21 protein-coding genes and 1 other RNA gene are annotated in these 24,586 nt (G+C 69.6%); 5 read left to right on the forward strand and 17 right to left on the reverse strand.

The window, feature by feature from the left end; genetic code table 11:
- Positions 1-82: 82 nt before the first annotated feature.
- From ftsA to rsmI, 15 genes are all read right to left on the reverse strand, one after another.
- Positions 83-1,315, reverse strand: a complete 1,233-nt coding sequence (gene ftsA / locus ATSB10_RS11150) for a cell division protein FtsA (RefSeq protein WP_063672854.1) — start codon at positions 1,313-1,315, stop codon at positions 83-85.
- Positions 1,316-1,328: 13 nt separating this feature from the next.
- Positions 1,329-2,069, reverse strand: coding sequence for a cell division protein FtsQ/DivIB (locus ATSB10_RS11155; RefSeq protein WP_063672857.1), 741 nt, complete (start codon positions 2,067-2,069; stop codon positions 1,329-1,331).
- Complete coding sequence (locus tag ATSB10_RS11160) at positions 2,066-3,025, reverse strand: D-alanine--D-alanine ligase (protein WP_063672860.1); 960 nt, start codon at positions 3,023-3,025, stop codon at positions 2,066-2,068. The genes ATSB10_RS11155 and ATSB10_RS11160 overlap by 4 nt, the downstream gene beginning before the upstream one ends.
- The gene (murC, locus tag ATSB10_RS11165; RefSeq protein WP_063672863.1) at positions 3,022-4,461 is read right to left on the reverse strand and encodes a UDP-N-acetylmuramate--L-alanine ligase; all 1,440 of its coding nucleotides are present in this window, start codon (positions 4,459-4,461) and stop codon (positions 3,022-3,024) included. Before murC ends, ATSB10_RS11160 begins: the two co-directional genes overlap by 4 nt.
- Positions 4,458-5,534, reverse strand: coding sequence for an undecaprenyldiphospho-muramoylpentapeptide beta-N-acetylglucosaminyltransferase (gene murG, locus ATSB10_RS11170; RefSeq protein WP_017460216.1), 1,077 nt, complete (start codon positions 5,532-5,534; stop codon positions 4,458-4,460). The genes murC and murG overlap by 4 nt, the downstream gene beginning before the upstream one ends.
- Positions 5,531-6,772, reverse strand: a complete 1,242-nt coding sequence (ftsW, locus tag ATSB10_RS11175; protein ID WP_063672865.1) for a putative lipid II flippase FtsW — start codon at positions 6,770-6,772, stop codon at positions 5,531-5,533. The genes murG and ftsW overlap by 4 nt, the downstream gene beginning before the upstream one ends.
- Complete coding sequence (gene mraY / locus ATSB10_RS11180) at positions 6,772-7,854, reverse strand: phospho-N-acetylmuramoyl-pentapeptide-transferase (protein ID WP_063672868.1); 1,083 nt, start codon at positions 7,852-7,854, stop codon at positions 6,772-6,774. Before mraY ends, ftsW begins: the two co-directional genes overlap by 1 nt.
- Positions 7,844-9,211: a UDP-N-acetylmuramoyl-tripeptide--D-alanyl-D-alanine ligase gene (locus ATSB10_RS11185; RefSeq protein ID WP_063672871.1), complete on the reverse strand. Its 1,368-nt coding sequence runs from the start codon at positions 9,209-9,211 to the stop codon at positions 7,844-7,846. The genes mraY and ATSB10_RS11185 overlap by 11 nt, the downstream gene beginning before the upstream one ends.
- Positions 9,208-10,686 carry a UDP-N-acetylmuramoyl-L-alanyl-D-glutamate--2,6-diaminopimelate ligase gene (locus tag ATSB10_RS11190; protein ID WP_063672874.1) on the reverse strand — a complete coding sequence of 493 codons (1,479 nt, stop codon included), beginning with the start codon at positions 10,684-10,686 and terminating at the stop codon, positions 9,208-9,210. The genes ATSB10_RS11185 and ATSB10_RS11190 overlap by 4 nt, the downstream gene beginning before the upstream one ends.
- Positions 10,683-12,506, reverse strand: coding sequence for a peptidoglycan D,D-transpeptidase FtsI family protein (locus tag ATSB10_RS11195; RefSeq protein WP_063672877.1), 1,824 nt, complete (start codon positions 12,504-12,506; stop codon positions 10,683-10,685). The genes ATSB10_RS11190 and ATSB10_RS11195 overlap by 4 nt, the downstream gene beginning before the upstream one ends.
- Complete coding sequence (gene ftsL / locus ATSB10_RS11200; RefSeq protein ID WP_063672880.1) at positions 12,503-12,775, reverse strand: cell division protein FtsL; 273 nt, start codon at positions 12,773-12,775, stop codon at positions 12,503-12,505. Before ftsL ends, ATSB10_RS11195 begins: the two co-directional genes overlap by 4 nt.
- Entirely contained in the window at positions 12,772-13,707 is a 936-nt protein-coding gene (gene rsmH / locus ATSB10_RS11205; protein ID WP_063674454.1) for a 16S rRNA (cytosine(1402)-N(4))-methyltransferase RsmH, read from the reverse strand. The genes ftsL and rsmH overlap by 4 nt, the downstream gene beginning before the upstream one ends.
- Before the next feature lie 64 nt (positions 13,708-13,771).
- On the reverse strand, positions 13,772-14,218 hold the full coding sequence (gene mraZ / locus ATSB10_RS11210; RefSeq protein ID WP_063672883.1) for a division/cell wall cluster transcriptional repressor MraZ: 447 nt from the start codon (positions 14,216-14,218) through the stop codon (positions 13,772-13,774).
- Positions 14,219-14,497: 279 nt separating this feature from the next.
- Positions 14,498-14,860, reverse strand: an RNA gene (gene rnpB, locus ATSB10_RS11215) — RNase P RNA component class A.
- A 92-nt stretch (positions 14,861-14,952) separates the two neighbouring features.
- Entirely contained in the window at positions 14,953-15,780 is an 828-nt protein-coding gene (gene rsmI / locus ATSB10_RS11220) for a 16S rRNA (cytidine(1402)-2'-O)-methyltransferase (protein WP_063672886.1), read from the reverse strand.
- A gap of 91 nt (positions 15,781-15,871) precedes the next feature.
- On the opposite strand from rsmI, the gene ATSB10_RS11225 reads away from it, so the two are divergent.
- The gene (locus ATSB10_RS11225; RefSeq protein WP_063672889.1) at positions 15,872-17,710 is read left to right on the forward strand and encodes a penicillin-binding protein activator; all 1,839 of its coding nucleotides are present in this window, start codon (positions 15,872-15,874) and stop codon (positions 17,708-17,710) included.
- Positions 17,710-18,066, forward strand: coding sequence for a YraN family protein (locus ATSB10_RS11230; protein WP_063672892.1), 357 nt, complete (start codon positions 17,710-17,712; stop codon positions 18,064-18,066). Before ATSB10_RS11225 ends, ATSB10_RS11230 begins: the two co-directional genes overlap by 1 nt.
- A 12-nt stretch (positions 18,067-18,078) precedes the next feature.
- On the opposite strand, the gene ATSB10_RS11235 is transcribed toward ATSB10_RS11230, so the two are convergent.
- A complete protein-coding gene (locus ATSB10_RS11235; RefSeq protein ID WP_063672895.1) occupies positions 18,079-18,699 on the reverse strand; it encodes a LysE family transporter in 621 nt (206 codons plus the stop codon).
- Between the two features lie 230 nt (positions 18,700-18,929).
- On the opposite strand from ATSB10_RS11235, the gene ATSB10_RS11240 reads away from it, so the two are divergent.
- Positions 18,930-20,195 (forward strand): nucleoside permease, encoded by a 1,266-nt coding sequence (locus tag ATSB10_RS11240; RefSeq protein WP_063672897.1) that lies wholly within the window; start codon positions 18,930-18,932, stop codon positions 20,193-20,195.
- Positions 20,196-20,207: 12 nt separating this feature from the next.
- Here ATSB10_RS11240 and ATSB10_RS11245 read toward each other — a convergent pair whose 3' ends face one another.
- The gene (locus tag ATSB10_RS11245; RefSeq protein WP_157469204.1) at positions 20,208-21,983 is read right to left on the reverse strand and encodes a tetratricopeptide repeat-containing diguanylate cyclase; all 1,776 of its coding nucleotides are present in this window, start codon (positions 21,981-21,983) and stop codon (positions 20,208-20,210) included.
- A gap of 91 nt (positions 21,984-22,074) precedes the next feature.
- Between ATSB10_RS11245 and dusB the strand changes: the two genes are divergently transcribed.
- The gene (gene dusB / locus ATSB10_RS11250; protein WP_063672903.1) at positions 22,075-23,070 is read left to right on the forward strand and encodes a tRNA dihydrouridine synthase DusB; all 996 of its coding nucleotides are present in this window, start codon (positions 22,075-22,077) and stop codon (positions 23,068-23,070) included.
- A gap of 123 nt (positions 23,071-23,193) precedes the next feature.
- Positions 23,194-24,537: a GGDEF domain-containing protein gene (locus ATSB10_RS11255; protein ID WP_063672906.1), complete on the forward strand. Its 1,344-nt coding sequence runs from the start codon at positions 23,194-23,196 to the stop codon at positions 24,535-24,537.
- The last annotated feature ends 49 nt before the right edge of the window (positions 24,538-24,586 follow it).

A 24,586-nucleotide genomic window follows, 5' to 3' on the forward strand; every position in this document is an offset into this window, starting at 1 on the left:
CCGCGGTGGGCGACTCCTGTCGGACCGCGGTGGTGGGCGACTCCCTTCGCCCGGGGCGCGGCATCCGGCCGCGCCGATTCCGTCAGAAATTCTTCTTGAACCAACCCCGCAGCTTGTCCAGCGAGCTGCCCATGCTTCCGCCCACCGGCCCGCCGTGGCGCACGCCGACGCTGCGCGCTCCATGCAGCAGCAGCCCGACACCGGTGGAATGCAGCGGGTTGGCGATCACTTCGCCGAGTCCGCCCACGTGCTGCGGCACGCCGACGCGCACCATCTTGTGGAACATCTCCTCGGCCAGCTCGAGTGCGCCTTCCATCTTCGCGGCGCCGCCGGTCAGCACGACGCCCGCGGCGATCAGGCTGTCGTAGCCCGAGCGGCGCAGTTCGTCCTGCACCATCTCGAAGATTTCCTCGTAGCGCGCCTGCACGCTCTGCGCGAGCGACTGTCGGGCCAGCCGGCGCGGGGGGCGGTCGCCCACGCTCGGCACCTGGATGGTCTCGTCGGCATGCGCCAGCTGGGCCAGGGCGCAGGCGTACTTGATCTTGATTTCCTCGGCATGCGCGGTCGGCGTGTGCACGCCGTAGGCGATGTCGTTGGTGACCTGGTCGCCGCCGACCGGCAGCGATTTGGTGTAGCGGATCGCGCCCTGCGTGTAGATGGCGATGTCGGTGGTGCCGGCACCGATATCGACCAGGCACACACCCAGCTCGCGCTCGTCGTCGGTGAGCACCGACTTGCTGCTGGCGACCGCCGAGGGCACCAGCTCGTCCACCGACAGGCCGCAGCGCTGGATGCACTTGGTGATGTTCTGCACCGCGGCGGCCGCGCCGGTCACCAGGTGCACCGAGGCCTCCAGACGCACGCCGCTCATGCCCACCGGCGAGCGGATGCCATCCTGGCCGTCGATGCGGTATTCCTGCGACTCCTTGTAGAGCACCTTGCGGTCGGCCGGGATCGCCACCGCGCTGGCCGCCTCGAGCACCTGCTCGAGATCGCCCGGGGTAACCTCGCGGTCGCGGATCGCCGCGGTGCCGTGCGAATTGCGCGTTTCCAGGTGGCTGCCGGAGATCGAGGCGAATACCGAGCGGATGTCGCAGCCGGCCATCAGCTCGGCCTCTTCCACGGCGCGCTGGATCGAGTGCACGGTGGATTCGATGTCCACCACCGAGCCGCGCTTCAGGCCACGCGAGACGTGCGAACCGATGCCGATCACCTCGATCGGCTCACCGGACTCGTACTCGCCGACGATCGCCACCACCTTCGAGGTGCCGATGTCCAGTCCGACGACCAGCTGCTTGTCGTTGCGCGTCTTCATAGGCAGGAGTTCTTCATGTGCGGGGCGCGCCCCTGTCGTTGGACGCCGGAGCCGCCGGCGGCAGCCAGCGCACGGCAAAACCGTTGGTGTAACGGAGGTCCGCGTAGGCGAAGCCGGTGTCGTGCCCGGCGATCACCTTCGGATACACGTCCAGGAATCGACGCAGCCGCTTGCCGGCCTGCTCCCGGTCACCCAGCACGATCTGCGCGCCATCCGCGGTGACCAGGCTCCAGCTGCCGCGCTCGGTCAGCGTCACACCGGTGATCTGCAGGTGGGTGCCGGCGAAGGCCTTGCGCGCATCTGCGTAGAAGCTCACCACCTCGGCCAGGTGGTCGTCCGGACCGTGCAGGCTGGGCAGGTCCGGAGACAGCTCGTCAGCCGGCACGCTGAACACCTTGCCCTGCCGGCTGATCAGCTGCCTGTCGTTCCAGCGGGCGAACGGCTGGCGCTCATAGATGCGCAACAGCAGCGTGTCCGGCCAGCGCTTGCTTGCCTCGACCGACTCCACCCAGGGCAGCGATGCGACCGCCTTCTGCACCGCGTCCAGATTCAGCGCGAAGAATCCGCGCCCGAGGTGCGGCAGTACCGCCGCGCGCACCTGTTCGGCCTTCACATGCTTGAACTCGGCCTGCACGGTGAGCTGCGTCACCGGCCAGCGATCGGCCGCGAACCAGCCGCGCAGCACGCCGACGACCGGCAGCACCACCAGCGTGATGGCCAGGCACCAGGCGACGAGGCGCAGGCTTCCTTTCACGCGCGCCCTCCGGGGATGCCGCGATCCCGGTCGAGGCTGGTCTCCAGCACGCGCCAGCACAGTTCCTCGTAGGTGATACCGGCCGCGGCCGCAGCCTTCGGCACCAGCGAGTGCGAGGTCATGCCCGGCGCGGTGTTCACCTCCAGCAGCCAGTTGCGGCCGGCGCGGTCGCGCATCACGTCGACGCGGCCCCAGCCGCTGCAGCCGAGCGCGTCGAACGCCGCCAGCGCCAGCATGCGCAGCTCGCTCTCCGCCTCACCCTGCAGGCCGGGGCAGATGTAGCGGGTGTCCTCGGCGACGTATTTGGCGTTGTAGTCATAGAACGCGCCCTGCGGGACGATGTGGATCGACGGCAGCACCTCGCGGCCGAGCACCGCCACGGTCAGTTCGTCGCCCTCGATCAGGGTCTCCATCAGCAGATCGCCGGGATACCGCGCCGCAAGCTCCACCGCCGCGTCGAGGTCCTTCTCCTCGAACACGCGCGTCACGCCCACGCTGGAGCCCTCGCAGGCCGGCTTCACGATCAGCGGGAAGCCGATCTCCCGCGCCGCCACGTGCACGTCGGCGCCGCGCGGCAGGGCGGCGAACTTCGGCGTCGGCAGGCCCAGCGACTGCCACACCCGCTTGGAGCGCGTCTTGTCCATCGACAGCGCCGAGCCGAGCAAGCCCGAGCCGGTGTACGGCACGTTGAGCGACTCCAGCGCGCCCTGTAGTACGCCGTCCTCGCCACCGCCGTGCTGGCCGTGCAGGATGTTGAACACACGCGCGAAGTGGCCGGCGCGCAGGGCATCCAGCAGCGCCGGGATACCGTCGATGGCGTGTGCGTCCACGCCGCGCGCCTTCAGCGCAGCCAGCACGTTGCGGCCCGAGTCGAGCGACACCTCGCGCTCGGCCGAGCTGCCGCCCATCACCACGGCGACGCGTCCGAACTGGGCCGGGTCGGTGATCTTGCTCATGACTTGTTCGTCCTCAGGCTGCCCGACTGGGCCAGCTCCAGCGCCGCCGCGCCGATGTCGCCGGCGCCCAGCAGCAACAGCAGGTCGCCGTCGCGCAGCAGCGTCGGCAGGGTTTCCTTGAAGTCGCGCGGACGCTCGACCAGCACCGGATCGACCTTGCCGCGCGCACGCACGGCGCGGGCCAGCGCACGGCCATCGGCGCCGGCGATCGGCGCCTCGCCAGCCGGGTAGACCTCGGTGAGCACCAGCACGTCGGCGTCCGCCAGCACGTTGGCGAAATCGTCGAGCAGGTCGCGCGTGCGGCTGTAACGGTGCGGCTGGAAGGCCACCACCAGGCGGCGGTCCGGCCAGCCGCCGCGGGCCGCGGCAAACACGGCGGCGAGCTCGCGCGGATGATGGCCGTAATCGTCCACCAGCAGCGCGGTACCGCGGTCCAGCTGCAGCTCGCCACGCGCGTGGAAGCGGCGCCCCACGCCCTGGAAGCCCGCCAGCGCGCGACCGATGGCCTCCGCCTCGACGCCCAGCTGCCAGCCGATCGCGGCGGCGGCCAGCGCGTTGAGCACGTTGTGGCGCCCCGGCAGGTTCAGCTGAACCGGCAGTGCGTCGCGACCGGGCAGGAGCAGGTCGAAGTACATCGTGAAGCCGCGCTGGGAGACATTCGTCGCGCGCACATCGGCATCGGTGCGGTCGATACCGTAGGTCATGATCCTGCGCGAGGTGTCCCGGGCCAGCTCGGCCACTTCCGGATCGTCCAGGCACAGCACGGCCAGGCCGTAGAACGGCAGCCGGTGCAGGAAAGTGGCAAAGGCCTTCTTCACCTCGGCGAAATCGCCGTGGTAGTTCTCCAGGTGGTCGGCATCGATGTTGGTGATCGCGGCGACCACCGGCGACAGCAGCAGGAACGAGCCGTCCGATTCATCCGCCTCGGCGACCAGGTACTGGCCGGTGCCTAGCCGCGCATTGGCGCCGGCCGCATTGAGCTGGCCGCCGATCACGAAGGTCGGGTCGTAGTTGGCCTCGGCCAGCACGCTGGCGGCCAGGCTGGTGGTGGTGGTCTTGCCGTGGGTGCCGGCGATCGCGATGCCGCGGCGGAAACGCATCAGCTCGCCCAGCATCTCCGCGCGGGGGATCACCGGGATGCGCGCCTCGCGCGCGGCCACCAGTTCGGGGTTGTCGGCGCGGATCGCGCTGGAGGTCACCACCACGTCGGCGTCCCCCACGTGGGCGGCCTCGTGGCCGATCCGCACGTCGATGCCGAGCCCGGCCAGGCGCTGGGCGGTGGCCGAATTCGACTTGTCCGAGCCGGACACGGCATAGCCGAGGTTGTGCAGCACCTCGGCGATGCCGCTCATGCCGACGCCACCGATGCCGATGAAGTGGACCCGGCGGAAGGTGGTCATGAGATCTTCATGCTGGAGCAGGCGACGCAGGGTCATGCGGCAACCTCCAGGCAGGCGCGGGCGATTTCCGCAGCCGCGCCGGGCTTGGCCAGCGCGCGCGCCGCCGAGGCCATCGCCAGCAGCGCGGCGCGGTCATGCAGCAGGGCATCGAGGCGCCCGGCAAGGGTCTGTACGTCCAGTTCGCTTTCCTTTGTCAGTTCGGCCGCGCCGGCGGCGACCAGCGCCTCGGCATTGCGGGTCTGGTGGTCGTCCACCGCATGCGGGAACGGCACCAGCAGCGCGCCGAGGCCCGCACTGGTGAGCTCGGCCAGCGTCAGGGCGCCAGCACGGCAGACGGCGAGATCGGCCCAGCCGTAGCGGGCCGCCATGTCGTCGATGAACGGCACCACCTCGGCGGTCACGCCCGCTTCGGCATAGGCCAGGCGGGTCTCGTCCAGCCCGCGCTTGCCGCATTGGTGCAGCACCTCGGGGCGGCGCGCGGGAGGCAGCAGGGCCAGCGCCTTCGGCATGGCGAGATTGAGCGCGCGCGCGCCCAGGCTGCCGCCGAGGACGAGCAGGCGCGGCGTGCCCTCGCGGCCGGCCATGCGCGCGGCCGGCGGCGGCAGAGCAGAGATGGCATCGCGCACCGGATTGCCGACCCAGGTGCCGTCCGGCAGGGCGCCGGCGAAGCCGGTCAGCACCCGGCGTGCGAAGCCGGCGAGCCTGCGGTTGGTGTAGCCGGCGACCGAGTTCTGCTCGTGTACCAGCAGCGGGGTGCCGGTAAGGCGCGCGGCGATCCCGCCGGGTCCGGCCACGTAGCCGCCCATCGACAGCACGCTGCGCGGACGCAGCCGACGCAGCACCCGCAGCGAGGCCAGCAACGCGCGGGCCAGCATCAGCGGTGCGCCGAGCCGGGTCTTCCAGCCCTTCCCGCGCAGGCCGCCGACCGGCACCACGTGCAGCGGCAGCCCGTGCGCGGGCACCACCTGGGTCTCCATGCCGCCGGCTGCACCCAGCCATGCCACCGGCACGCCCTGCGCGCGCAGCGCGTCGGCCACGGCCAGGCCGGGGAAGATGTGGCCACCGGTACCGCCGGCCATGATCAGCACGGGACGCTGCGTCGCGTTCATGCGGCCACCGCCTCGCGCTCACGCGGCGCGTTGGCCGGATTGGCATCGGCCACGGCCAGCGCCGGCATGCGCGTGGCCATCTGGCGCGCGTCGAGCGCCCGGTTGATCTCGTAGGTGGCGCGCAGCAGTACGCCGGCCATGGCGCAGGTCAGCAGCACCGAGGAGCCGCCCGAGCTGATCAGCGGCAGGGTGAGCCCCTTGGTCGGCAGCGCACCGAGGTTCACGCCGATCGACACCAGCGCCTGCAGGCCGATCATCAGCGAGATGCCGAAGGCGACGTATCCGGCGAAGCGCTGCCCGACCTCGACGCCCCGCAGCCCCATCACCAGTCCGCGGGAGATGACCAGGGCGAACAGCGCCATCACCCCGATCACGCCGGCCAGGCCCAGTTCCTCGCCGATCACCGCGAGGATGAAGTCGGTGTGCGCTTCCGGCAGGTAGGACAGCTTGAGCACACTCGATCCAAGCCCGACCCCGGTCCACTCGCCGCGACCGATCGCCATCAGCGACTGGGTCAGCTGGAAGCCGTCGTTGAACGGATCTTTCCAGGGATTCATGAACGAGGTCAGCCGCTTCATCCGGTAGCTTTCGCTGGTCGCCGCGATCGCCAGCAGCGGCATCAGCGGCAGGCCCATGCCGAACAGGAATACCGGCCGCGCGCCGCCGAGCCAGACCATGCCGATGGTGACCGCGATCACCAGGGTGGCCGAGCCGAAGTCCGGCTGCGCCAGCAGCAGCAGCACGATGACGCCAGCGACGATGATCGGCCGCAGCAGGCCCCAGAAGGTGTTTTCCACGCTTTCACGATGACGCACCAGGAAGCTGGCGACGTACACCACGAGGATCAGCTTGACGGCCTCCACCGGCTGGAAGCTGGTGACGATGAAGTTGAGCCACCGGCGCGCGCCGTTGATACGCATACCCAGGTGCGGCACGAAAACCGCCAGCAACATGCACAGGGCGGCCAGCAACAGCGGCACGGAGTACTTCTCCAGCAGCTTCAGCTCCACGCGCATCGCGACGCCGGCCAGGATCACCCCCAGCGTCAGGTAGGCCAGATGCTTCTTCAGGTAATAGAACGCACCCAGATGGTCCGCATCGGCCACGGCGATCGAGCTGGAAGCGACCATCACCACGCCGACGCTGGCCAGGCCGACCAGCCCGAGGATCAGCCACAGGTCGTAGCTGCCCCGCGGTCCGGTGCGCTTGATCGCCTGGCTGTTGCCGAGTCCGAACATCAGCGCACCTTCAGCGTGGCAAGGCCGATCAGCACCAGCACGACGCTGATGATCCAGAAGCGCACGATCACTCGGGGCTCGGGCCAACCCTTGAGCTCGAAGTGGTGATGGATCGGCGCCATGCGGAAGATGCGCTTGCCGGTGAGCTTGAAGCTGGCCACCTGCATCATCACCGAAACCGTTTCCATCACGAACACGCCGCCCATCACCAGCAGCACGATCTCCTGGCGCACGATCACTGCGATCGCCGCCAGCGCCGCACCGATCGCCAGCGCACCGACGTCGCCCATGAACACCTGCGCCGGATAGGTGTTGAACCAGAGGAAGCCGAGGCCCGCGCCGGCCAGCGCGCCGCAGTAGATCGACAGTTCGCCCGCACCGGGAATCGAGGGGATGCCCAGGTACTCAGAGAACACCTTGTTGCCGGCCAGGTACGCGAACACGCCGAGCGCGCCGGAGACCAGCACCGTCGGCATGATTGCCAGGCCGTCCAGACCGTCGGTGAGATTCACCGCGTTGGAGAAGCCGACGATCATGAAGTAGGCCAGCACCACGAACAGCACGCCGAGCGGCACCGCGACCTGCTTGAACAGCGGCACGTACAGGGCGGTCTCGGCCGGGATCTGCGCGGTGTGGTAGAGGAACCAGGCGGCGATCAGGCCGAACACCGACTGCCAGAAATACTTCCAGCGCGAGGCCAGTCCGCGGCTGTCGCGCAGGACGATCTTGCGGTAGTCGTCGTAGAAGCCGATCGCGCCGAACCCCAGCGTCACCGCCAGCACCACCCACACGTAGCGGTTGTGCAGGTCGGCCCACAGCAGCGTGGAGACGGCCACCGAAAGCAGGATCATCACCCCACCCATGGTCGGCGTGCCGGCCTTGGTCAGGTGGGTCTGTGGCCCGTCGCTGCGCACCACCTGCCCGGCCTTGAGCATCGCCAGTTTGCGGATCACCGCCGGGCCGAACAGCAGCGACAGCGCCAGCGCGGTCAGCGCCGCCATGATGGTTCGGAAGGTGATGTACTGGAACAGGTGCAGCGTCGCGAAATGACGCGCCATCCAGTCGGCCAGATCAAGCAGCATGAGGCGCGCCTCCGGTATCGGTGGGGGGGCGCAAGGCCGATGCCACCTGGTCCATGCCCGACGAGCGCGAGCCCTTGACCAGGCAGGTGACGCCGGCGTGCAGCAGCGGCTGCAGCGCGGCCACGAGGGCTTCCTTGCTGGCGAAGTGCATCGCACCCTCGCCGAATGCCTCCACGGCGGCAGCGCTCAACGCGCCGACCGCGAACAGTCGATCCAGTCCGCGCTCGCGCGCGTGCGCGCCGACGGCGGCATGCAGCGCGCGCGCGCCGGGGCCGAGTTCGGCCATATCGCCCAGGACCAGGAATCGCTCGCCGGCCGCCAGCGCCAACGTGTCGATGGCGGCGGTGACCGACCCGGGGTTGGCGTTGTAGCTGTCGTCGATCAGCGTCCAGCCCGCAGGCATGGCCTCCACTCTCAGCCGTCCGGCCACGCCGCTCACCTGCTCCAGGCCGGCCACGATGATGTCCAGCGGGACGTCCAGGGCCAGTGCGACGGCCGCAGCGGCCAGCGCGTTGGCGATGTTGTGACGACCGGCCAACGGCAACGAAACGTCGGCATCGCCCATCGGCGTGCTCAACACGAAGCGTGAACCATCCACGCGCTGCTCGACGATCTCCGCACCGACGTCGGCGGAATGGTCGAGCGCGTAGCGCAGGATCCGGCGCGTACCGGCGAGGCCGATGAAGAATGAGGCGAACGCATCGTCGGCATTGATCACCGCCACACCGTCGGCCGGCAGCGACTGGTACAGCGCGCCCTTGGTCTCGGCCACGCCCTCGATGCTGCCCATCCGCTCCAGGTGGGCCGGCGCGACACAGGTGATCACGCCCACGTCCGGCCGTGCGATCGATGCGAGGTAATCGATGTCGCCCGGCTTGCCCGCGCCCATCTCCAGCACGGCGTACTGGGTGTCCTCGGGCATCGCCAGCAGGGTCAGCGGCAGGCCGAGTTCGTTGTTGTAGTTGCCGGCATTGACATGCGTGTGACCATGGCGCGAGAGAATCGACGCCACCAGCGTCTTCACGGTGGTCTTGCCGTTCGAGCCGGTGATGCCGATGACCCGCACATTGCGCTGCGCACGCACGGCGCTGGCCAGGTCACCCAGTGCGGCCGCCGCGTCGTTCACCAGCACCTGCGGCAGGTCGATGTCCAGCTTGCGCGTGACCATCGCCGCCGCGGCGCCGCGCGACTTCGCTTCGGCGACAAAATCATGTCCGTCCACCCGCTCGCCCGGCAACGCCACGAACAGGTCGCCCGCAAGGAGCTTCCGGGTGTCGATCGCCACGCCCTGCACGGCCACGTCGTCACCGTAACGGCGACCGCGGGTCCACAGGGCGATGGTGTCCAGTTGCATCATGCGCAGGCCTCCAGCGCGACGCGCGCCACTTCCATGTCGTCGAACGGGCGCTTTCCGTGCGCGCCCTCCTGATAGGTTTCGTGGCCTTTGCCGGCCACCAGCAGCACGTCGCCGGCACGGGCCATCGACAGCGCCAGGCGGATCGCCGTCTCGCGGTCACGCTCCACGCGTGCCCTCGCCGGATCGGCAAAGCCGGCCACGATCTGCGCCACGATGGCGTCGCCATCCTCGCCGCGCGGGTTGTCGTCGGTGACGATCGCCACATCGGCGAGCCGCTCGGCAATCGCCCCCATCACCGGACGCTTGCCGGCATCGCGCTCGCCACCGCAGCCGAATACGCACAGCAGGCGACCGGCGCAGTGCGCACGCAGTGCCGTGAGGGCCTGCTCCAGCGCGTCCGGCGTGTGCGCGTAGTCCACCACCACGAGCGGCTGGCGCAGACCGTCGCCGAGGCGGTTCATCCGGCCATTGACCGGCGCCAGCGCCTGCACCGCCTCGACGATGTCCTCGAACGATTCGCCCAGCGCGCCGAGGCAGGCCACCACGGTCAGCAGGTTGGCCACGTTGAAGCGGCCCAGCAGCGGGCTGCGCACCGGCCGGGACCCCCAGGGCGTGCGCAGCAGGAAGGCAAGGCCTTCGCCAGACGTCACCACCTGTTCGGCCACCACGTCCGCACCGCCCAGGCCGGCGGCGCTCACGCGCAGGACTGCCACCCCGGCCGGCAGGCGCTCGGCCAGCGCCGCACCGAACGCGTCATCGACGTTGATCACGGCGGCCCTCAGTCCCGGCCAAGCAAACAGGCGGGCCTTGGCTTCGCCGTAGGCTTTCATGGTGCCGTGGTAGTCGAGATGGTCGCGGGTGAGATTGGTGAAGGCGGCCAGCTCGAACGCGACTCCGTTGACCCGCCCCTGCACCAGTGCGTGGGAGGAGACCTCCATCGCCACGTGGCTGGCCCCGGCGTCGCGAAACGCCGCCAACGTGGCCTGCACATTGATCGCATCCGGCGTGGTGCGCTCGCCCTCGCGCAGCTCGCCGACCAGTCCCGTGCCGAGCGTGCCGATCGTCGCCGCCCGATGGCCGAGCGCGTGCAGGGCCTGCGCCAACAGTTGCACGGTGGAGGTCTTGCCGTTGGTGCCGGTCACGCCGATCACGCGCAAATGCCGCGAGGGCTCGCCATGGAAGCGCGCGGCGATCTCGCCGATCCGCGCGGCCAGACCGTTCACCCACACCACCGGCACCCCCAGCTCGGGCAGGTCGGACGGCACCGGAGCCTCGGCGATCACCGCCACCGCACCACGCGCCACCGCATCGGCGGCGAACGCCATGCCGTGCTGGCGGGTGCCCCGCAGGGCGACGAACGCGACACCCGGCCGGGCATCGCGCGAATGGAGGGTGAGCCCGGAAACGGCAAGACCGCCCCATGGGGCGGTGTCGGCGAGGCCCTGCAGCAACTGGTCGAGTCGCTGGATCGTCATGGCGTTACCCGGTCCACCGGGGCCTCCTCGATATCGGGTGCCTCTGGGGCCTTGCTGCCGATCAATCCGTTCTTGTCCTGCAGCGGCTGGCCGACGTACCAGCGGCCGATGTTGTCCGGCGGGATGTCCAGCAGGCGCAGCGCGCCGTCCATCACCCGGGCGAACACCGGGCCGGAAACCAGGCCGCCGTAGTAGCTGCCCTTCTTGGGGTTGTCGACCACCACGGCCGCGACCAGGCGCGGGTGGGTCGCCGGCACGATGCCGACGAAGGCGGAGGTATAGCTGTTCTTCGAATAGCCTCCGGCGCTGGCCTTGTGCGCGGTACCGGTCTTGCCCGCCACGGCGTAGTTGGCGACGTAGGCGTAGGGCGCACCGGTGCCGCCGGGCTGGATCACCGTTTCCAGCATCTGGATCAGCTCGTGCGCGATCTGCGGCGAGATGATCGCCCTGGGGGGCGAGTCGCTGCCCTTGATGAAGCTGGGCGAGTGCATCACGCCGCCGTCGGCGATCGTGGCGTAGGCGTTGGCGAGCTGAAGCACGGTCACGTTCAGGCCGTAGCCGTAGCCCATGATCGCCTTTTCCAGCGGACGCCAGTCGCGGCCGATCTTCAGGTAACCGGAGGCTTCGCCCGGAAAGCCGCTGTCGGTGCTGTTGCCGAAGCCGAACGCCCGGTAGGTGTCGTACATCAGCTTGGTATCGAGCGACATCGCGATGTGCGCCGCACCGACGTTGGACGACTTGGTGATCACGCCCGTAGGCGTCAGCACGCCCCAGTTGTGGGTGTCGTGGATATCGTGGCCCTGGAAATACCAGTGCCCGCCGGTGGTGTCGATCAGCGGGCCGGTCGGGGTGTACTGGCCACTGGAAAGCGCGGCGGCCATCAGCACCGGCTTGATGGTCGAGCCGGGCTCGAGCACGTCGGTCATGGCGCGGTTGCGCCGCGACGACGCCGTACTGGACCCGATCGCGTTCGGGTTGTAGGTGGGCATGTTGACCATGGCCAGCACCTCGCCGGTCTTCACATCGAGGATCACCATGGAGGCGGAGTCCGCCTCCGACTTCTCCACCGCGTTCTTCAGCTCGCTGTAGGCGAGGAACTGGATGCGGCGGTCGATGCTCAGCGTGAGGTTGTGGCCGGGCTTGGGCGCGCGGATCTGCTCCACGTCCTCGACGATGTGACCCTTGTTGTCGCGGATCACCCGCTTCCGGCCGGGCTGGCCGGACAGCCAGTCGTCGAAGGCCAGCTCCAGCCCCTCCTGGCCGTGGTCGTCGATGTTGGTGAAACCGAGCACGTGCGCGGTCACCTCGCCCGAGGGGTAGTAGCGACGGAACTCGCGCTGGCCGTTGATGCCGGGAATGCCCAGGTCGAGCACGGCCTGTGCAGCCTCCGGGCTCATCTGCCGCTTCAGATAGGCGAACTCGCGATTGGACCGTTGCTCGAGGTAGGTCCGCAGCTGGTCGGTGCTGGTGCCGAGCGCCGCGGCGAGCGCCGGCAGCTGGTCGTCGCTCTCCAGCACCTGCGAGGGCACGGCAGTGATCGAGACCATCGGCGTGGAGACCGCCAGCGGCTCGCCATTGCGGTCGAAGATCGTGCCGCGCGAGACCGGGATCGGCACTTCGCGCAGGAAGCGGGCGTCGCCCTGCTCCTGATAGAAGTCCTTGCGGATCACCTGGATATCGAACGCGCGCGCAACCAGGCCCGCCGAGGCCAGGCCGAGCAGGCCGACGACCAGGGTCAGGCGACGGCGCGCGCTCGGCGCCACGGCACGGCGACGGCTGCTGCCGGAGTTCGCGGGCACGACCTTGCGCGGGCGGCTCATCGGCCCACCAGCTGGATGTCCTGCGGCGCAGGCGTGACCATGCCGAGCTTGCTGCGCGCCTCTTCGTCGATGCGACGCGGCTCGGCCCAGGTGGCCTGCTCGAGCTCGAGTCGGCCGTATTCCACGTTGAGCGCGTCGCGCTGGTTCTGCAGCGTGGTCAACTGCACGAACAGCACGCGACTCTCGTGACGCGTCCACACCACGCCCAGCGCGCTCAGCAGCACCAGGCTGAGCAGGCCGACCAGGGCGATGGCGCCGAACACCTTCATGCGAGCTTCTCCGCCACGCGCAGCACTGCCGAGCGGGAGCGCGGGTTGGCCGCCTGCTCCACATCGGAGGGGAACTGCGCCTTGCCGACCGCCGCCAGGCGGGCAGGTGTCGCGGCCACGGGCGGGCCGCGGCGGCTGCCCTGGACGCGGCCGGAGTGGTCGCGGATGAACAGTTTCACCGCACGATCCTCCAGCGAGTGAAAGCTGATGATCGACAGCCGTCCGCCGACGTTCAGGCGCTCGAGGGCCGCCTCCAGCCCGCGCTGCAGGGATTCAAGTTCACCATTCACATGGATGCGCAAGGCCTGGAAGCTGCGCGTGGCCGGGTGCTTGCCCGGCTCACGGCGGCCGACGATGCGCTCGATCAGCGCCGCCAGCTGGCCAGTGCGGGTGAACGGCGAGGCCTCGCGGTCGGCAACGATCGCCCTGGCGATGCGACGGGCCTGCCGCTCTTCGCCGAATTGCCACAGTACGTCGGCGATCTCGCGCTCGTCGGCACGGGCGAGGAACTCCGCCGCACTCTCGCCACGGGTGGGGTCCATGCGCATGTCCAGCGGAGCGTCGGCCATGAAGCTGAGGCCGCGGGCGGCCTCGTCCAGCTGCGGCGAGGACACGCCGAGGTCGAGCAGCACGCCGTCGAGCCCGGCGGCGGTCTCGTCCCAGTCGGCAAGGGCGGAGAAATTGTCGTGGCGGATCGCCACCCGCGGATCATCGGCGAACGCGGCGCGCGCGGCGGCGATGGCTTGCGGATCGCGGTCCATCAGCAGCAGCCTGCCGTCGTGACCCAGGCGCGACAGCACGGCGCGCGCGTGTCCGCCGCGTCCAAACGTGCCATCCAGGTAGCGCCCGCCCGCTTTCACGGCGAGACCCTCCACTGCCTCTTCCAGCATCACCGGAATGTGCTGCAGCGGGGCGGAGCCTGATTTTGTCATCCGGCTCTCGCCCATACCGCACTCCCGCTCCCGTCCCGCCTTTGTCGTTGCGCCGCCTGCAATCTCAGAGGCGCAGATCTGCCATTTCGTGGGTGATGTCGTCTTCGCCGAGGGTCTGGCGGATCTTTGCCAGATGGGCCTGCTCGCTCCACAGCTCGAACTTGTTGCCCATGCCCAGCAGCACCGCCTTCTTCTCGATCCCGGCGGTACTTCGCTGGCTCGCCGGCAGCAGGATCCGCGCGGCGCTGTCCGGCTCGACCACCGCCGCGGCACCCACCAGCTTCATCTGCAGGTTGCGATGGGCGGCCTTGACGCTGGGCAACGCATTGACCTGATCGCGCACCTGCTCCCACTCCGCATGGGGAAACAGCCAGAGACAGCCGTGCTCGAACGGGTTGTAGGTCACCACCAGCCGATTGGCACAGGCGCCCGCGACCAGCTCCCGATACGTCGTCGGGATGGCCAGCCGGCCCTTGTCGTCAACGCTGATGGCGGTCTCGCCCTGGAACACGGCCCAATGGCTCCACAAAAACCCACGATTTCACACCGAAACCCACGATAGTCTCGCCCCCTGAGACTGTCAAGGGAATTTCTTTTGTGAATCAAGGAGTAAAGGCAAAGAGGTGACCAAATTTCACCTCTTACCTGAGGAAGCCCGGCAAGATGCTTGAAACCATGGAATTTTTGTCCCACGCCAGTGGCGCAGTCCCACGCCACCCGGGATGAACCGGCATTCAGAACCGGCCGCACCACAAAAAACCCCGGACGGTCGCCCGCCCGGGGTGGAAAAAGGTGGAGTCGGCCTGTAAGCCGGGTTCTGTACGTCTTGCGACGCGACAGTCATTCCTCTCGGCCAGGCGTCGCCGCCTGGCTCCAGCAACCTACCCGGGAACAACGCGGGCCGCGTTATCGTCCCCCTATTTGGTCTTGCTCCGAGTGGGGTTTACCGTGCCGTACGGCGTTGGCCCCGTACGCGGTGCGCTCTTACCGCACCCTTTCACCCTTACCTGTGCCCTTGCGGGCCATCGGCGGTCTGCTCTCTGTTGCACTGGCCGTCGGCTCACGCCGCCCAGGAGTTACCTGGCACTCTGCCCTGTGGAGCCCGGACTTTCCTCGACGCACCGAAATGCGACGCGACTGCCCGGCCAACTCCACCGACGATTCTAGTAGGAGCGCACCCTGTGCGCGATGCTTTTCGCCCTGATCTCTTCGCAGAGCAAGAGCATTCGCGCACAGAGTGCGCTCCTACGCTTCGTAGAGAAGCTTGCGCGGGGCGCCGCTGATCGCCGCGGCCAGCTTGGCTGCCTTCGCCGGCGGCAACTCCCCGCGCAGGATCGCGAACACCCGCTCGCCCTCGGCCAGCCGGGCGTCAGCTTCCTCGCCGCGCCCGGCCACCAGCACCACGCATTCGCCGCGCTGCTGGTCAGGGTCGGCGGCGACCCGCGCGGCCAGCTCGCCCAGCGGCTCGCCCAGCACGGTCTCGAACAACTTGGTCAGCTCGCGGGCCAGCACCGCCTCGCGCTGCGCGCCGAAAGCGTCGCGCATGTCCGCCAGGCTCTCCGCCACGCGGTGCGAGGACTCGTAGAAGATCAGCGTGCGCCCTTCCCCAGCCAGCTCCTGCAGGCGGGCGCGCCGCGCTGCAGCCTTCGGTGGCAGGAAGCCCTCGAACACGAAACGGTCGCTGGGCAACCCGGCCACCGACAGGGCCGCGATCGCCGCGCAGGCACCCGGCACCGGGATACAGCGCACGCCAGCGGCGCGGGCGGCGCGCACCAGCCGGAATCCCGGATCGGAGATCAACGGCGTGCCGGCATCGGAGATCAGCGCCACCGACTCGCCCTCGGTCATACGGCGAACCAGGCCGTCCACCACCTCGCGCTCGTTGTGTTCGTGCAAAGCCACCAGTGGCGTACCGATGCCGTGATGCTGCAGCAATGGGCGGCTGTGCCGGGTGTCTTCGGCGGCGATCACCGCAACTTCGCGCAAGGTCTGGATGGCGCGTGCGGAAATATCGTCGCGGTGGCCGATCGGCGTGGCGACCACCCACAGGGAACCGGATTGGCTGGATGGCATCGACTGGGATCCTCGTCCGCCGCGGCGCGACGGATTGATCGTCTATCATCGCGCAGTCCTACCTTTCCGATCACGACCCAAGGGATTCTCCATGCGCCTGACTCGCGCCGCCGGCCTCGGCCTGCTGATCAGCCTTGCGCTCACCGCCTGCGTACCGACGGCCACCCAGCGCTCGCCCGCCGAGATCGCCGCCTTGCATCAGGCCGACACACTGCGCCAGCAGGGCAATTTCGACCAGGCCGCACAGGCATACCTGACCCTGGCCGGCAACAGTCCCGCCCATGCCGACGCCTACCGCCTCAGCGCGGCGGAGGCGTACCGGCAGGAAGGCGACCTGGACAAGACCGCCGCCGTGCTCGCCAACATCCGCCGCGATCGCCTCAGCGGCGACGAGCCGGTGCGGCTGGATCTGCTGCGCGCCGAGATCGCCCTGCACCACAACGATCCGCGCACCGCACTCAGCCTCACCACGCAACCGAGCCTGCGGGTACCGCAGGATCTGCAGTTGCGGCTGCTGGAAATGCGCGCCCGCGCACTGGATGCCATCGGCGACCACTGGACCGCAGCGCGTACCCGTGCGCAGATGGACGACTCGCTCAGTGGACTGGACCGGGCACAGAACCAGCGCGAGGTGCTGGCGCAGCTCGGCAAGCTCAGCGTGGCCGAACTGCAGCAGCGTGCCCGCGCCATGACCCCGTCGGACCGCATGCTGCCGTGGATCAACGAATCCCTCTCGCAGCGCGGCATCACCGTCGCCACGCCGCAGCCATCGCTGGACCAGCCGGTGGGCACGATGATGCCCGGCGCCGACGCCAACGTCCGCGAGGGCTACCAGATGCCCGCGCGGATCGCCCTGCTGTTGCCCGATTCGCCGGAGTTCGCCAGCGCATCCACCTCTGTCCGCGAGGGCTTCTTCGCCGCCTATGCCGACGCCAGCCGGAGCCATGCGCCGCGTGCGGAAGTGCGCGTCTACGGCAGCGACGGCACCGCCGCCGGAGCAGTGAAGGCCTACCAGCAGGCCGTGAGCGACGGCGCCGAACTGGTGGTCGGTCCCCTCACCCGCGCGGCGGTCACCGCCGTCGCCACCCAGGCCATCCTGCCGGTACCGGTGCTCGCCCTGAACCATGCCGACGACAACACGCCTCCCTCGGCCAACGTCACCGAGTTCGGCCTGCTGCCCGAGACCGAGGGGGCCCAGGCCGCCGACCACCTGATCGAGCGCGGGCTGCACTCGGCCTACGTGATCGTGTCTGCCCAGGATTTCGCGCAGCGTGCCGCCGCGGCGTTCAAGGCCGAGCTGGTCGCGCGCGGCGGACAGGTGGTGACGCAGGCGTCGCTTGCCGTCGGCGCCATCAACTTCACCCAGACCATCGCCGGCATGAACATTCCGGCCGCCCAGCCCGACGCGGCGATCTTCATCAGCATGCGTCCCGAGCAGGCACGCCTGCTGTTGCCGCAGCTGCGCGTGGCGCACATCACGTTGCCGGTCTTCGGCACCTCCCACATCTACGGCGGCACCGACGATGCCGGCGATGACCGCGACCTGGAAGGCGTGGAGTTCTGCGACGCCCCCTGGCTGTTCGATGCCCAGCCCGGACTGCCGCCGCACGCCGGCATCGCCGCCCTGCTCCCGGCCGCCAGCGGCAGTGCGGCGCGACTGTTCGCCTTCGGTATGGACGCATGGAACCTGGTGCCGTACCTCGGCTGGTTGCGCGACCACCCGGGCAGCTACCTGCCCGGCGCCACCGGCCAGCTCGCCGCCGATCCCTTCGGCCACGTGCGGCGCGTACTGGTGTGGGCGAAGTTCACCGATGGCGTGGCGCGCCCGCTGACCGGCAGCCTGCAACTGGATGCCCCGTCGGTTGCTCCACCGGAACAAGCTCCGGGCAGCGGACTGCCGGCACCGGCCAGCAGCGCCGGCCAGCCCTGATGCGCCAGGCCGGCGCCGCCTTCGAGGCGCTCGCCCGGCGCGACCTGGAACGCGCAGGACTGGTCCTGCTGTCGTGCAACTACACCACCCGGCATGGCGAACTGGACCTGGTGATGCGCGATGGCGAGCAGATCGTCTTCGTCGAAGTGCGCCAGCGTGCGCGCAACGGCCACGGCGGTGCCGCGGCGTCGATCACCGCCAGCAAGCGCGGGCGCCTCATCCGTACCGCCTCGCTGTGGCTCGCCGCCCATCCGCAGCATGCCCGGCGGACCTGTCGCTTCGACGTGGTCAGCTACGACGGCACCGGCGAGGAAGCCCGGATGCGCTGGCTGCGCGGCGCGTTCGAGGCCGACTGAGCCACGGTGACTTCAGACCGGGCGCTCGCCCAGCAGCAAGCGCAGGCCGAACAGCACGAACACCGCACCCGCCAGCGCATCGATCGCGCGGGCCATCCGCAGGTAGCCGCGACGGACCGCCGGCAGGCCGAAGCACGCCGCCACCAGGGCGAACCACGCCAGCGTCTCGCCCACCACCAGTCCACCGATGAGCCAGCGCGTGCCCGCGCTTGCGGCCGGCCCCACCAGCACCGAGAACACACTGCCGAAGTAGACCAGCGCCTTGGGGTTGGAGAGATTGGTCAGCAGCCCGGAGCGCAGGCTGTGCCAGGCATCGGGCGCGACGCGTGCGGGCGCGGCGCGGCCGGAACCTCGCCAGGTGCTGCGCAGCAGTTGCACGCCCAGCCAGATCAGGTAGGCCGCCCCTGCCGTGGCGATCGCCTTCTGCAGCCAGCCCAGGCGCGCCATCACCAGATGCAGCCCGAGCAGGGCCAGCGCGGCCCACACCGCCACCCCCAGCGCGATGCCGCACACGCCGGCCATCGCCTGCGCGCGCGAACGGGCCGCCGCGGTCTGCGAGACGAACAGGAAATCCGGCCCCGGGCTCGCAAGCGCGAGCAGGTGGACCACGGCGATGGTGAGGAGGCTGCCCATGGAAACCGATCCGGCGAAAGCTAGGGCAGCCAGTGTAGGGGGCCCATGCCCACCGCGGCGCGGCTTGCTCCTCGCCGGCCGGCTCCTCTACGCTGCGGCGCACTGCATCCCGCCCCGGCGGGACCGATCCGGGGAATGCCTCCTGTCGCTTCCGGTCGAAACCGTGGCCCTGGCCGCGATCGCCGCCGCGTGCAGAAACGCCCCACCCACTTGCCGCACGAAGCCGACCGATGAGTATCAAGTTCCGCCTGGTGGTGATGAATTTCCTGCAGTTCTTCGTCTGGGGATCCTGGCTGATCACCATCGGCGCGTACTGGTTCCAGAACAAGCACTGGGGCGGCGCGCAGTTCGGCGCGATCTTCTCGACCATGGGCATCGCCTCGGTGTTCATGCCCTCGCTGATGGGTGTGGTGGCGGACAAGTGGATCAACGCCGAGAAGCTCTACGGCCTGCTGCACATCCTCGGCGCCATCGTGCTGTGCATCGTGCCGATGATCGACCAGCCCGGCGTGCTGTTCTGGGTGATGCTGGTGAACATGTGCTGCTACATGCCCACCATCGCGCTGTCGTATGCGGTGGCCTACAACGCGCTCAAGCGCGACGGGCTGGACGTGGTGACCGCGTTTCCGCCGATCCGCGTGTGGGGCACGGTGGGTTTCATCGCCGCGCTGTGGACGGTGAGCCTGCTGCACCTTGAAACCACCCCTGGCCAGTTCTACGTCGCCGCCGGCGCGGCGCTGGTGCTGGGGCTTTACGCATTCGCCCTGCCGCCCTGCCCGCCCAAGCTCGAGCGCATCGCCTCCAGCCGCTCGCTGCTGGACACGCTGGGCCTGACCTCGTTCAAGCTGTTCAAGAACGCCAAGATGGCGATCTTCTTCATCTTCGCCATGCTGCTGGGCGCCTCGCTGCAGCTGACCAACGCCTACGGCGACACCTTCCTGCACGACTTCGCGACGGTGCCCGCGTACCAGCACCTGATCGCGGTGAAGTACCCGGCGATCATCATGTCGATCTCGCAGGTCTCCGAAACGCTGTTCATCCTGGCCATTCCGTTCTTCCTCAAGCGCTTCGGCATCAAGACAGTGATGTTCATCTCGATGGCGGCCTGGGCGCTGCGCTTCGGCCTGTTCGCCTACGGCAACCCGGGTCCGGGGCTGTGGATGATCGTGCTGTCGTGCATCGTCTACGGCATGGCCTTCGACTTCTTCAACATCTCGGGTTCCCTGTTCGTCGAGGGCCAGAGCGACCCGGCGATCCGCGCCAGCGCGCAGGGCCTGTTCATGATGATGACCAACGGCATCGGTGCCATCCTCGGCAGCTCGATCAGCGGCGTGGTGATCGAGGCCTTCTTCACCGCACCGGACGGCGCCAAGGACTGGCGCGGCATCTGGCTCAGTTTCGCCGCGTATTCGGTGGTGGTCGCGATCGCCTTCCTGATTCTGTTCCGCCACAAGCACGTGCCGGGGCGCGACCTCGGCGGCGCCATCGCGCACTGATCGACGGCGGGGCTAGTCTATCCTTGCAGCGGCCACCGCCTGGTCGCGACCGGATGACTTGGCGGCATACAGTGCGGCATCCGCCGCGCGCATCCAGCCGTCCAGATCGAGGTGCCGAAGGGCATCGAACACCGCCACCCCGATGCTCACCGTCACGCGCTCCGGGCCGACCTTCGATGACAGCGGCAGCCCTGCCACGCCCGCCCGCAGCGTCTCGGCCAACCGCATGCCGGCCTCGGCCCCCAGCGTCGGGCAAAGCACCGCGAACTCCTCGCCACCGATGCGCGACACGCGGCCGTGCGTGCCGACCGCTTCGCACAGGAATGTCGACACCTGCACCAGCACGCGGTCGCCCTGCGGGTGGCCAGCGCTGTCGTTGATGCGCTTGAAGTGATCGACGTCGATCAGCATCAGCACCGGCGCCGGCGCATCCCCGCGCAACGGCAACAGGGCGTCGGCGTGCTGCAGGAACGCCCGCCGGTTGTCGATGCCGGTGAGCGGATCGCGCAGCGCCTGCAGCCGCAGCTCGGCCGCATGCCTGCGCTGCGCCCGCAGCAGCAGGAACAGCAGCACAGCCACCAGCAGCAGCCCGGCCAGCGCGCCGCCGGTGACCCGGCCCACCAGCACGTCGCGCCGACGCGCTTCTTCGCGCTGTCGAGCCTCGGCGCGGGCCGCCTTCAGGGCCAGATCCTTGATCCGGTTCTCGCGCTCCAGGTCGTGGATCCGCAGCTCTTTCTCACGGACCGCATAACGCGCCTCCAGCTCGGCCTCGATGGCACGCAACGCAGGCGTGCTGGTGGCGGCCGTCCGCTTCAACGCCTCGCGCAACTGGGCCACCGCGTCGTGCATGCGGCCGGCCCGCTCGGCCAGTTCGCTCTCACTGCGCAGGAGGTCGACCAGTTGCCCATCGATCCCGGCGGCACGAGCGCGAGCCACGGTGGCCTGCATCATGGCGTAGGCCTGATGGGGATGCCCCAGCGCCGCCTCGGCGCGCGCGATGTCGGTGCTGGAATCGAGCGAATCGCTGATCCGGCCCGCGGCCAGCTCGTGCGCCAGCGAGGTGCGCGAGAGCGCCAGCGCTTCGCGCGGCCGACCCAACTTCAGGTACATCTTGGACAGGTTGTCACCAACCATCACCGCCAGCTCGGTGGCCCCCAGTCCGGCGAAGCGGCGGCGCGAGCGCTGGTAGGCCGCGGCCGCCTCCCGGGTCCGTCCGAGGGTGGCCAGGGCAATGCCTTCGTCGTTCTCGGCATCGGCGATACCCCAGGCATCGCCGACGGCACGATAGCTGTCCTCGGCCCGACGACACAGCGGCAGCGCCTTGGCGGCGCTCTCGGCCAGCGCGTAGGCATCGCACAGCTGGAACCGCGCCCAGGCGACAAGCTGCGCATCACCGCTGCCCTGCACCCGCGCGGCAGCGCGCAGCGCCTCGCCCAGCCCATCGCCGATGCCGTTGGCCACGTCATGGCGGGCGCGCAGGAACCCCGACGCCGCCAGCGCGACCGCGTCTCCCCCGGCGTGGCCGAGGCTGTCCAGCCGCAGCGTGGATTCGGTCAGTGCGGCTTCGTCGTCGGCGTTGATCGCCGCCGTGCCCATGCCCCAAAGCAGGGCGCGCTCGTCCGCCTGCGCCAGGTTCGGCCCGCCATGATCGAGACGCTGACGCACGTCGGCGATCACGCCGTGCGGATCGGTCACGGCCCGAGCACGCAGCGCATTGATCGACATGACGCCGCCCGCATGTGCTGCCAGCGGCAGCAACAGCACCATCGCGGCCAGGTGTCTGGACATCGTATCCCTGAGTCTCCCTTGGAGCTCCCGGCCACCGCGACCGCCACGGCCCGGCGCGGGTGCATCTCCGCCCAGACGTTACACTAACGCCATGCAGATCGGCCCCTACCGCATCGACCCGCCGGTGGTGCTCGCCCCTATGGCGGGCGTCACCGACAAGCCGTTCCGCCTGCTGTGCAAACGGCTGGGCGCGGGCCTGGCCGTGTCGGAGATGACCACCGCCGATCCCAGCCTCTGGCACACCCGCAAGTCGCTGCGGCGAATGGACCACGACGGCGAGCCCGAGCCGGTCAGCGTGCAGATCGCCGGCTACGACCCGGCGATGCTGGCCGAGGCGGCGCGCTTCAACGTGGCCAACGGCGCCCAGATCATCGACATCAACATGGGCTGCCCGGCGAAGAAGGTGTGCAACGTGTGGTCCGGCTCCGCCCTGCTGCAGGACGAGCCGCTGGTCGCGCGCATCTGCCGGGCGGTGGTCGAGGCGGCCGGGGTGCCGGTCACGCTGAAGATCCGCACCGGCTGGGACCGCGAGAACCGGAACGCCCTGAACATCGCCCGCATCGCCGAGGATGCCGGCATCGCCGCGCTGTCGGTGCACGGCCGCACCCGGGCCGACAAGTACGAGGGCGAGGCGGAGTACCAGACGATCGCCGCGGTGAAGGCCAGCGTGCGCATCCCGGTACTTGCCAACGGCGACATCACCACGCCGGAACGTGCCCGCCACGTGCTCGATGTCACCGGCGCCGACGCGGTGATGATCGGCCGCGGCGCGCAGGGCCGGCCATGGATCTTCCGCGAGATCGCGCACTACCTGGCTACCGGCGAGACGCTGCCCGAACCGACTCCGGACGAGGTCGCCGCCATCCTGCTCGGCCACCTCGAGCACCTTCATGCGTTCTACGGCGAGCTGGCCGGGGTGCGCATCGCGCGCAAGCATCTGGGCTGGTACGCCAAGGACCGCCCGGAGAACGCCGCCTTCCGCCAGGTGGTGAACCGCGCCGACAGCGCACGCGAACAGATCGCACTGACCCGTACCTATTTCGCCGCCCTGGCTGCCGGCGAGCCGATCCACGAAGCCGCCGCCTGATCTCCAAGCCACCCGTAGGCTGCGCAATTCGCTGCATCCGGACCATCGCCCCCGCCGCACAAAGGCGGTGCACAACATGGACCGCGCGCGTACGATAAGCCACCCGCCGTCCACCAGGCCCCCATGGAAGCCATCCCCACCGCAGCTGCTGCCAGTGATGCTCTTGCACAGCTCGAGCGCAGCCGCGCGCAGTGGTCGCTGCTCGACGCGCTGCTGCGTCGCCTGGTCACCCGGCTGACCTACGCTGCCGACGGGCGGGGCCCGGCCCTGGACGCCGCGCTCGCGACGATTCGCCGCCAGGTCCGCGAGCCGGTCGGCGAGGCGGAACTCGAACCCCTGCTCACCGAGCTCGGCGAGGCGATCAAGGCGCTGGACGAACCCGAGGCCGCCGGCGGGCGCGCCCCGGATCCGCTGCCGTTCACCGAATCGCTCTCGGTCGGCCAGATGCTGCTCGCACTGGTGGACCGCCTGAAGCTTGGGGACGAGGCACTGGACCGTCTCGAGGCCCTGCGCCAGACCATCTCCGACAGCACCGACCCGGGCACGCTGGCGGTCCAGGCGGAGGCCATCGCCACCCTGGTCAACCGCCAGTGCGAACGGCTGACCGAAGCGCGCGATGCCGCCGAGCGGCTGCTCAAGCACGTCACCGAGCAACTGGAAGAACTGGCCGTCTACCTGGCGCGCGAGGACATGTCCCATCGCGACGGCGCCAGCGCGCGGGAGCAGCTTGACCAGGAGGTGCTGGGCGAGATCCGCGAGCTGGAATCGGAAGTGGCCAGCGCGTGCGAGCTGGGGGCGCTGCAGACCCAGGTGCAGCAGCGCCTCGGTGCGATCAGTGGCCACCTGAAGAACTTCCGCCAGCGCGAGGACGCCCGCGAGCGCGAGTGGCAGGCGCGCACCGAGCAGATGAGCCAGCGCATCCGCGAACTGGAACGCTCGGCCCAGGCGATGGAGACGAGCCTGCGCCAGGAGCGCGCGCTGGCCTCGACCGATCCGCTGACCGGCGTCGCCAATCGCCTGGTGTTCGAGCAGCACATTGCCGATGCGTGCCTGCGCGCGGCGCGCTCCGGCGCCCAGAGCAGCCTGCTGGTGCTGGACATCGACCGTTTCAAGCAGATCAACGACAACTTCGGCCATGCCGCCGGCGACCGCGCCCTGCGCATCGTCGCCGAACAGCTGCGCGCCGGCCTGCGCTCGGACGACCTGCTCGCGCGCTACGGTGGCGAGGAGTTCGTGGTGGTTCTCGCCGGCGTGGGTGCCGAGGCCGCCCTGCGCGCCGCCGAATCGCTGCGTCGGCGGATCGAGAGCCTGGGTTTCCACGGCCAGCAGCGCCCGGTCCGCATCACGCTGTCGTGCGGCGTCACCGTGCTGCGCGCCGACGACTCCCCGGAGAGCGCCTTCGAGCGCGCCGACAGCGCCCTGTACCGGGCCAAGCGCGGCGGCCGCAACCGCTGCGAGCTGGCCTGATCCGGGATGCCGGCACAGCCGTCCAGACGGCTGAACGGGAGGCAGGCCA

This window comes from Dyella thiooxydans, from assembly GCF_001641285.1.
Lineage (GTDB): Bacteria > Pseudomonadota > Gammaproteobacteria > Xanthomonadales > Rhodanobacteraceae > Dyella_A > Dyella_A thiooxydans.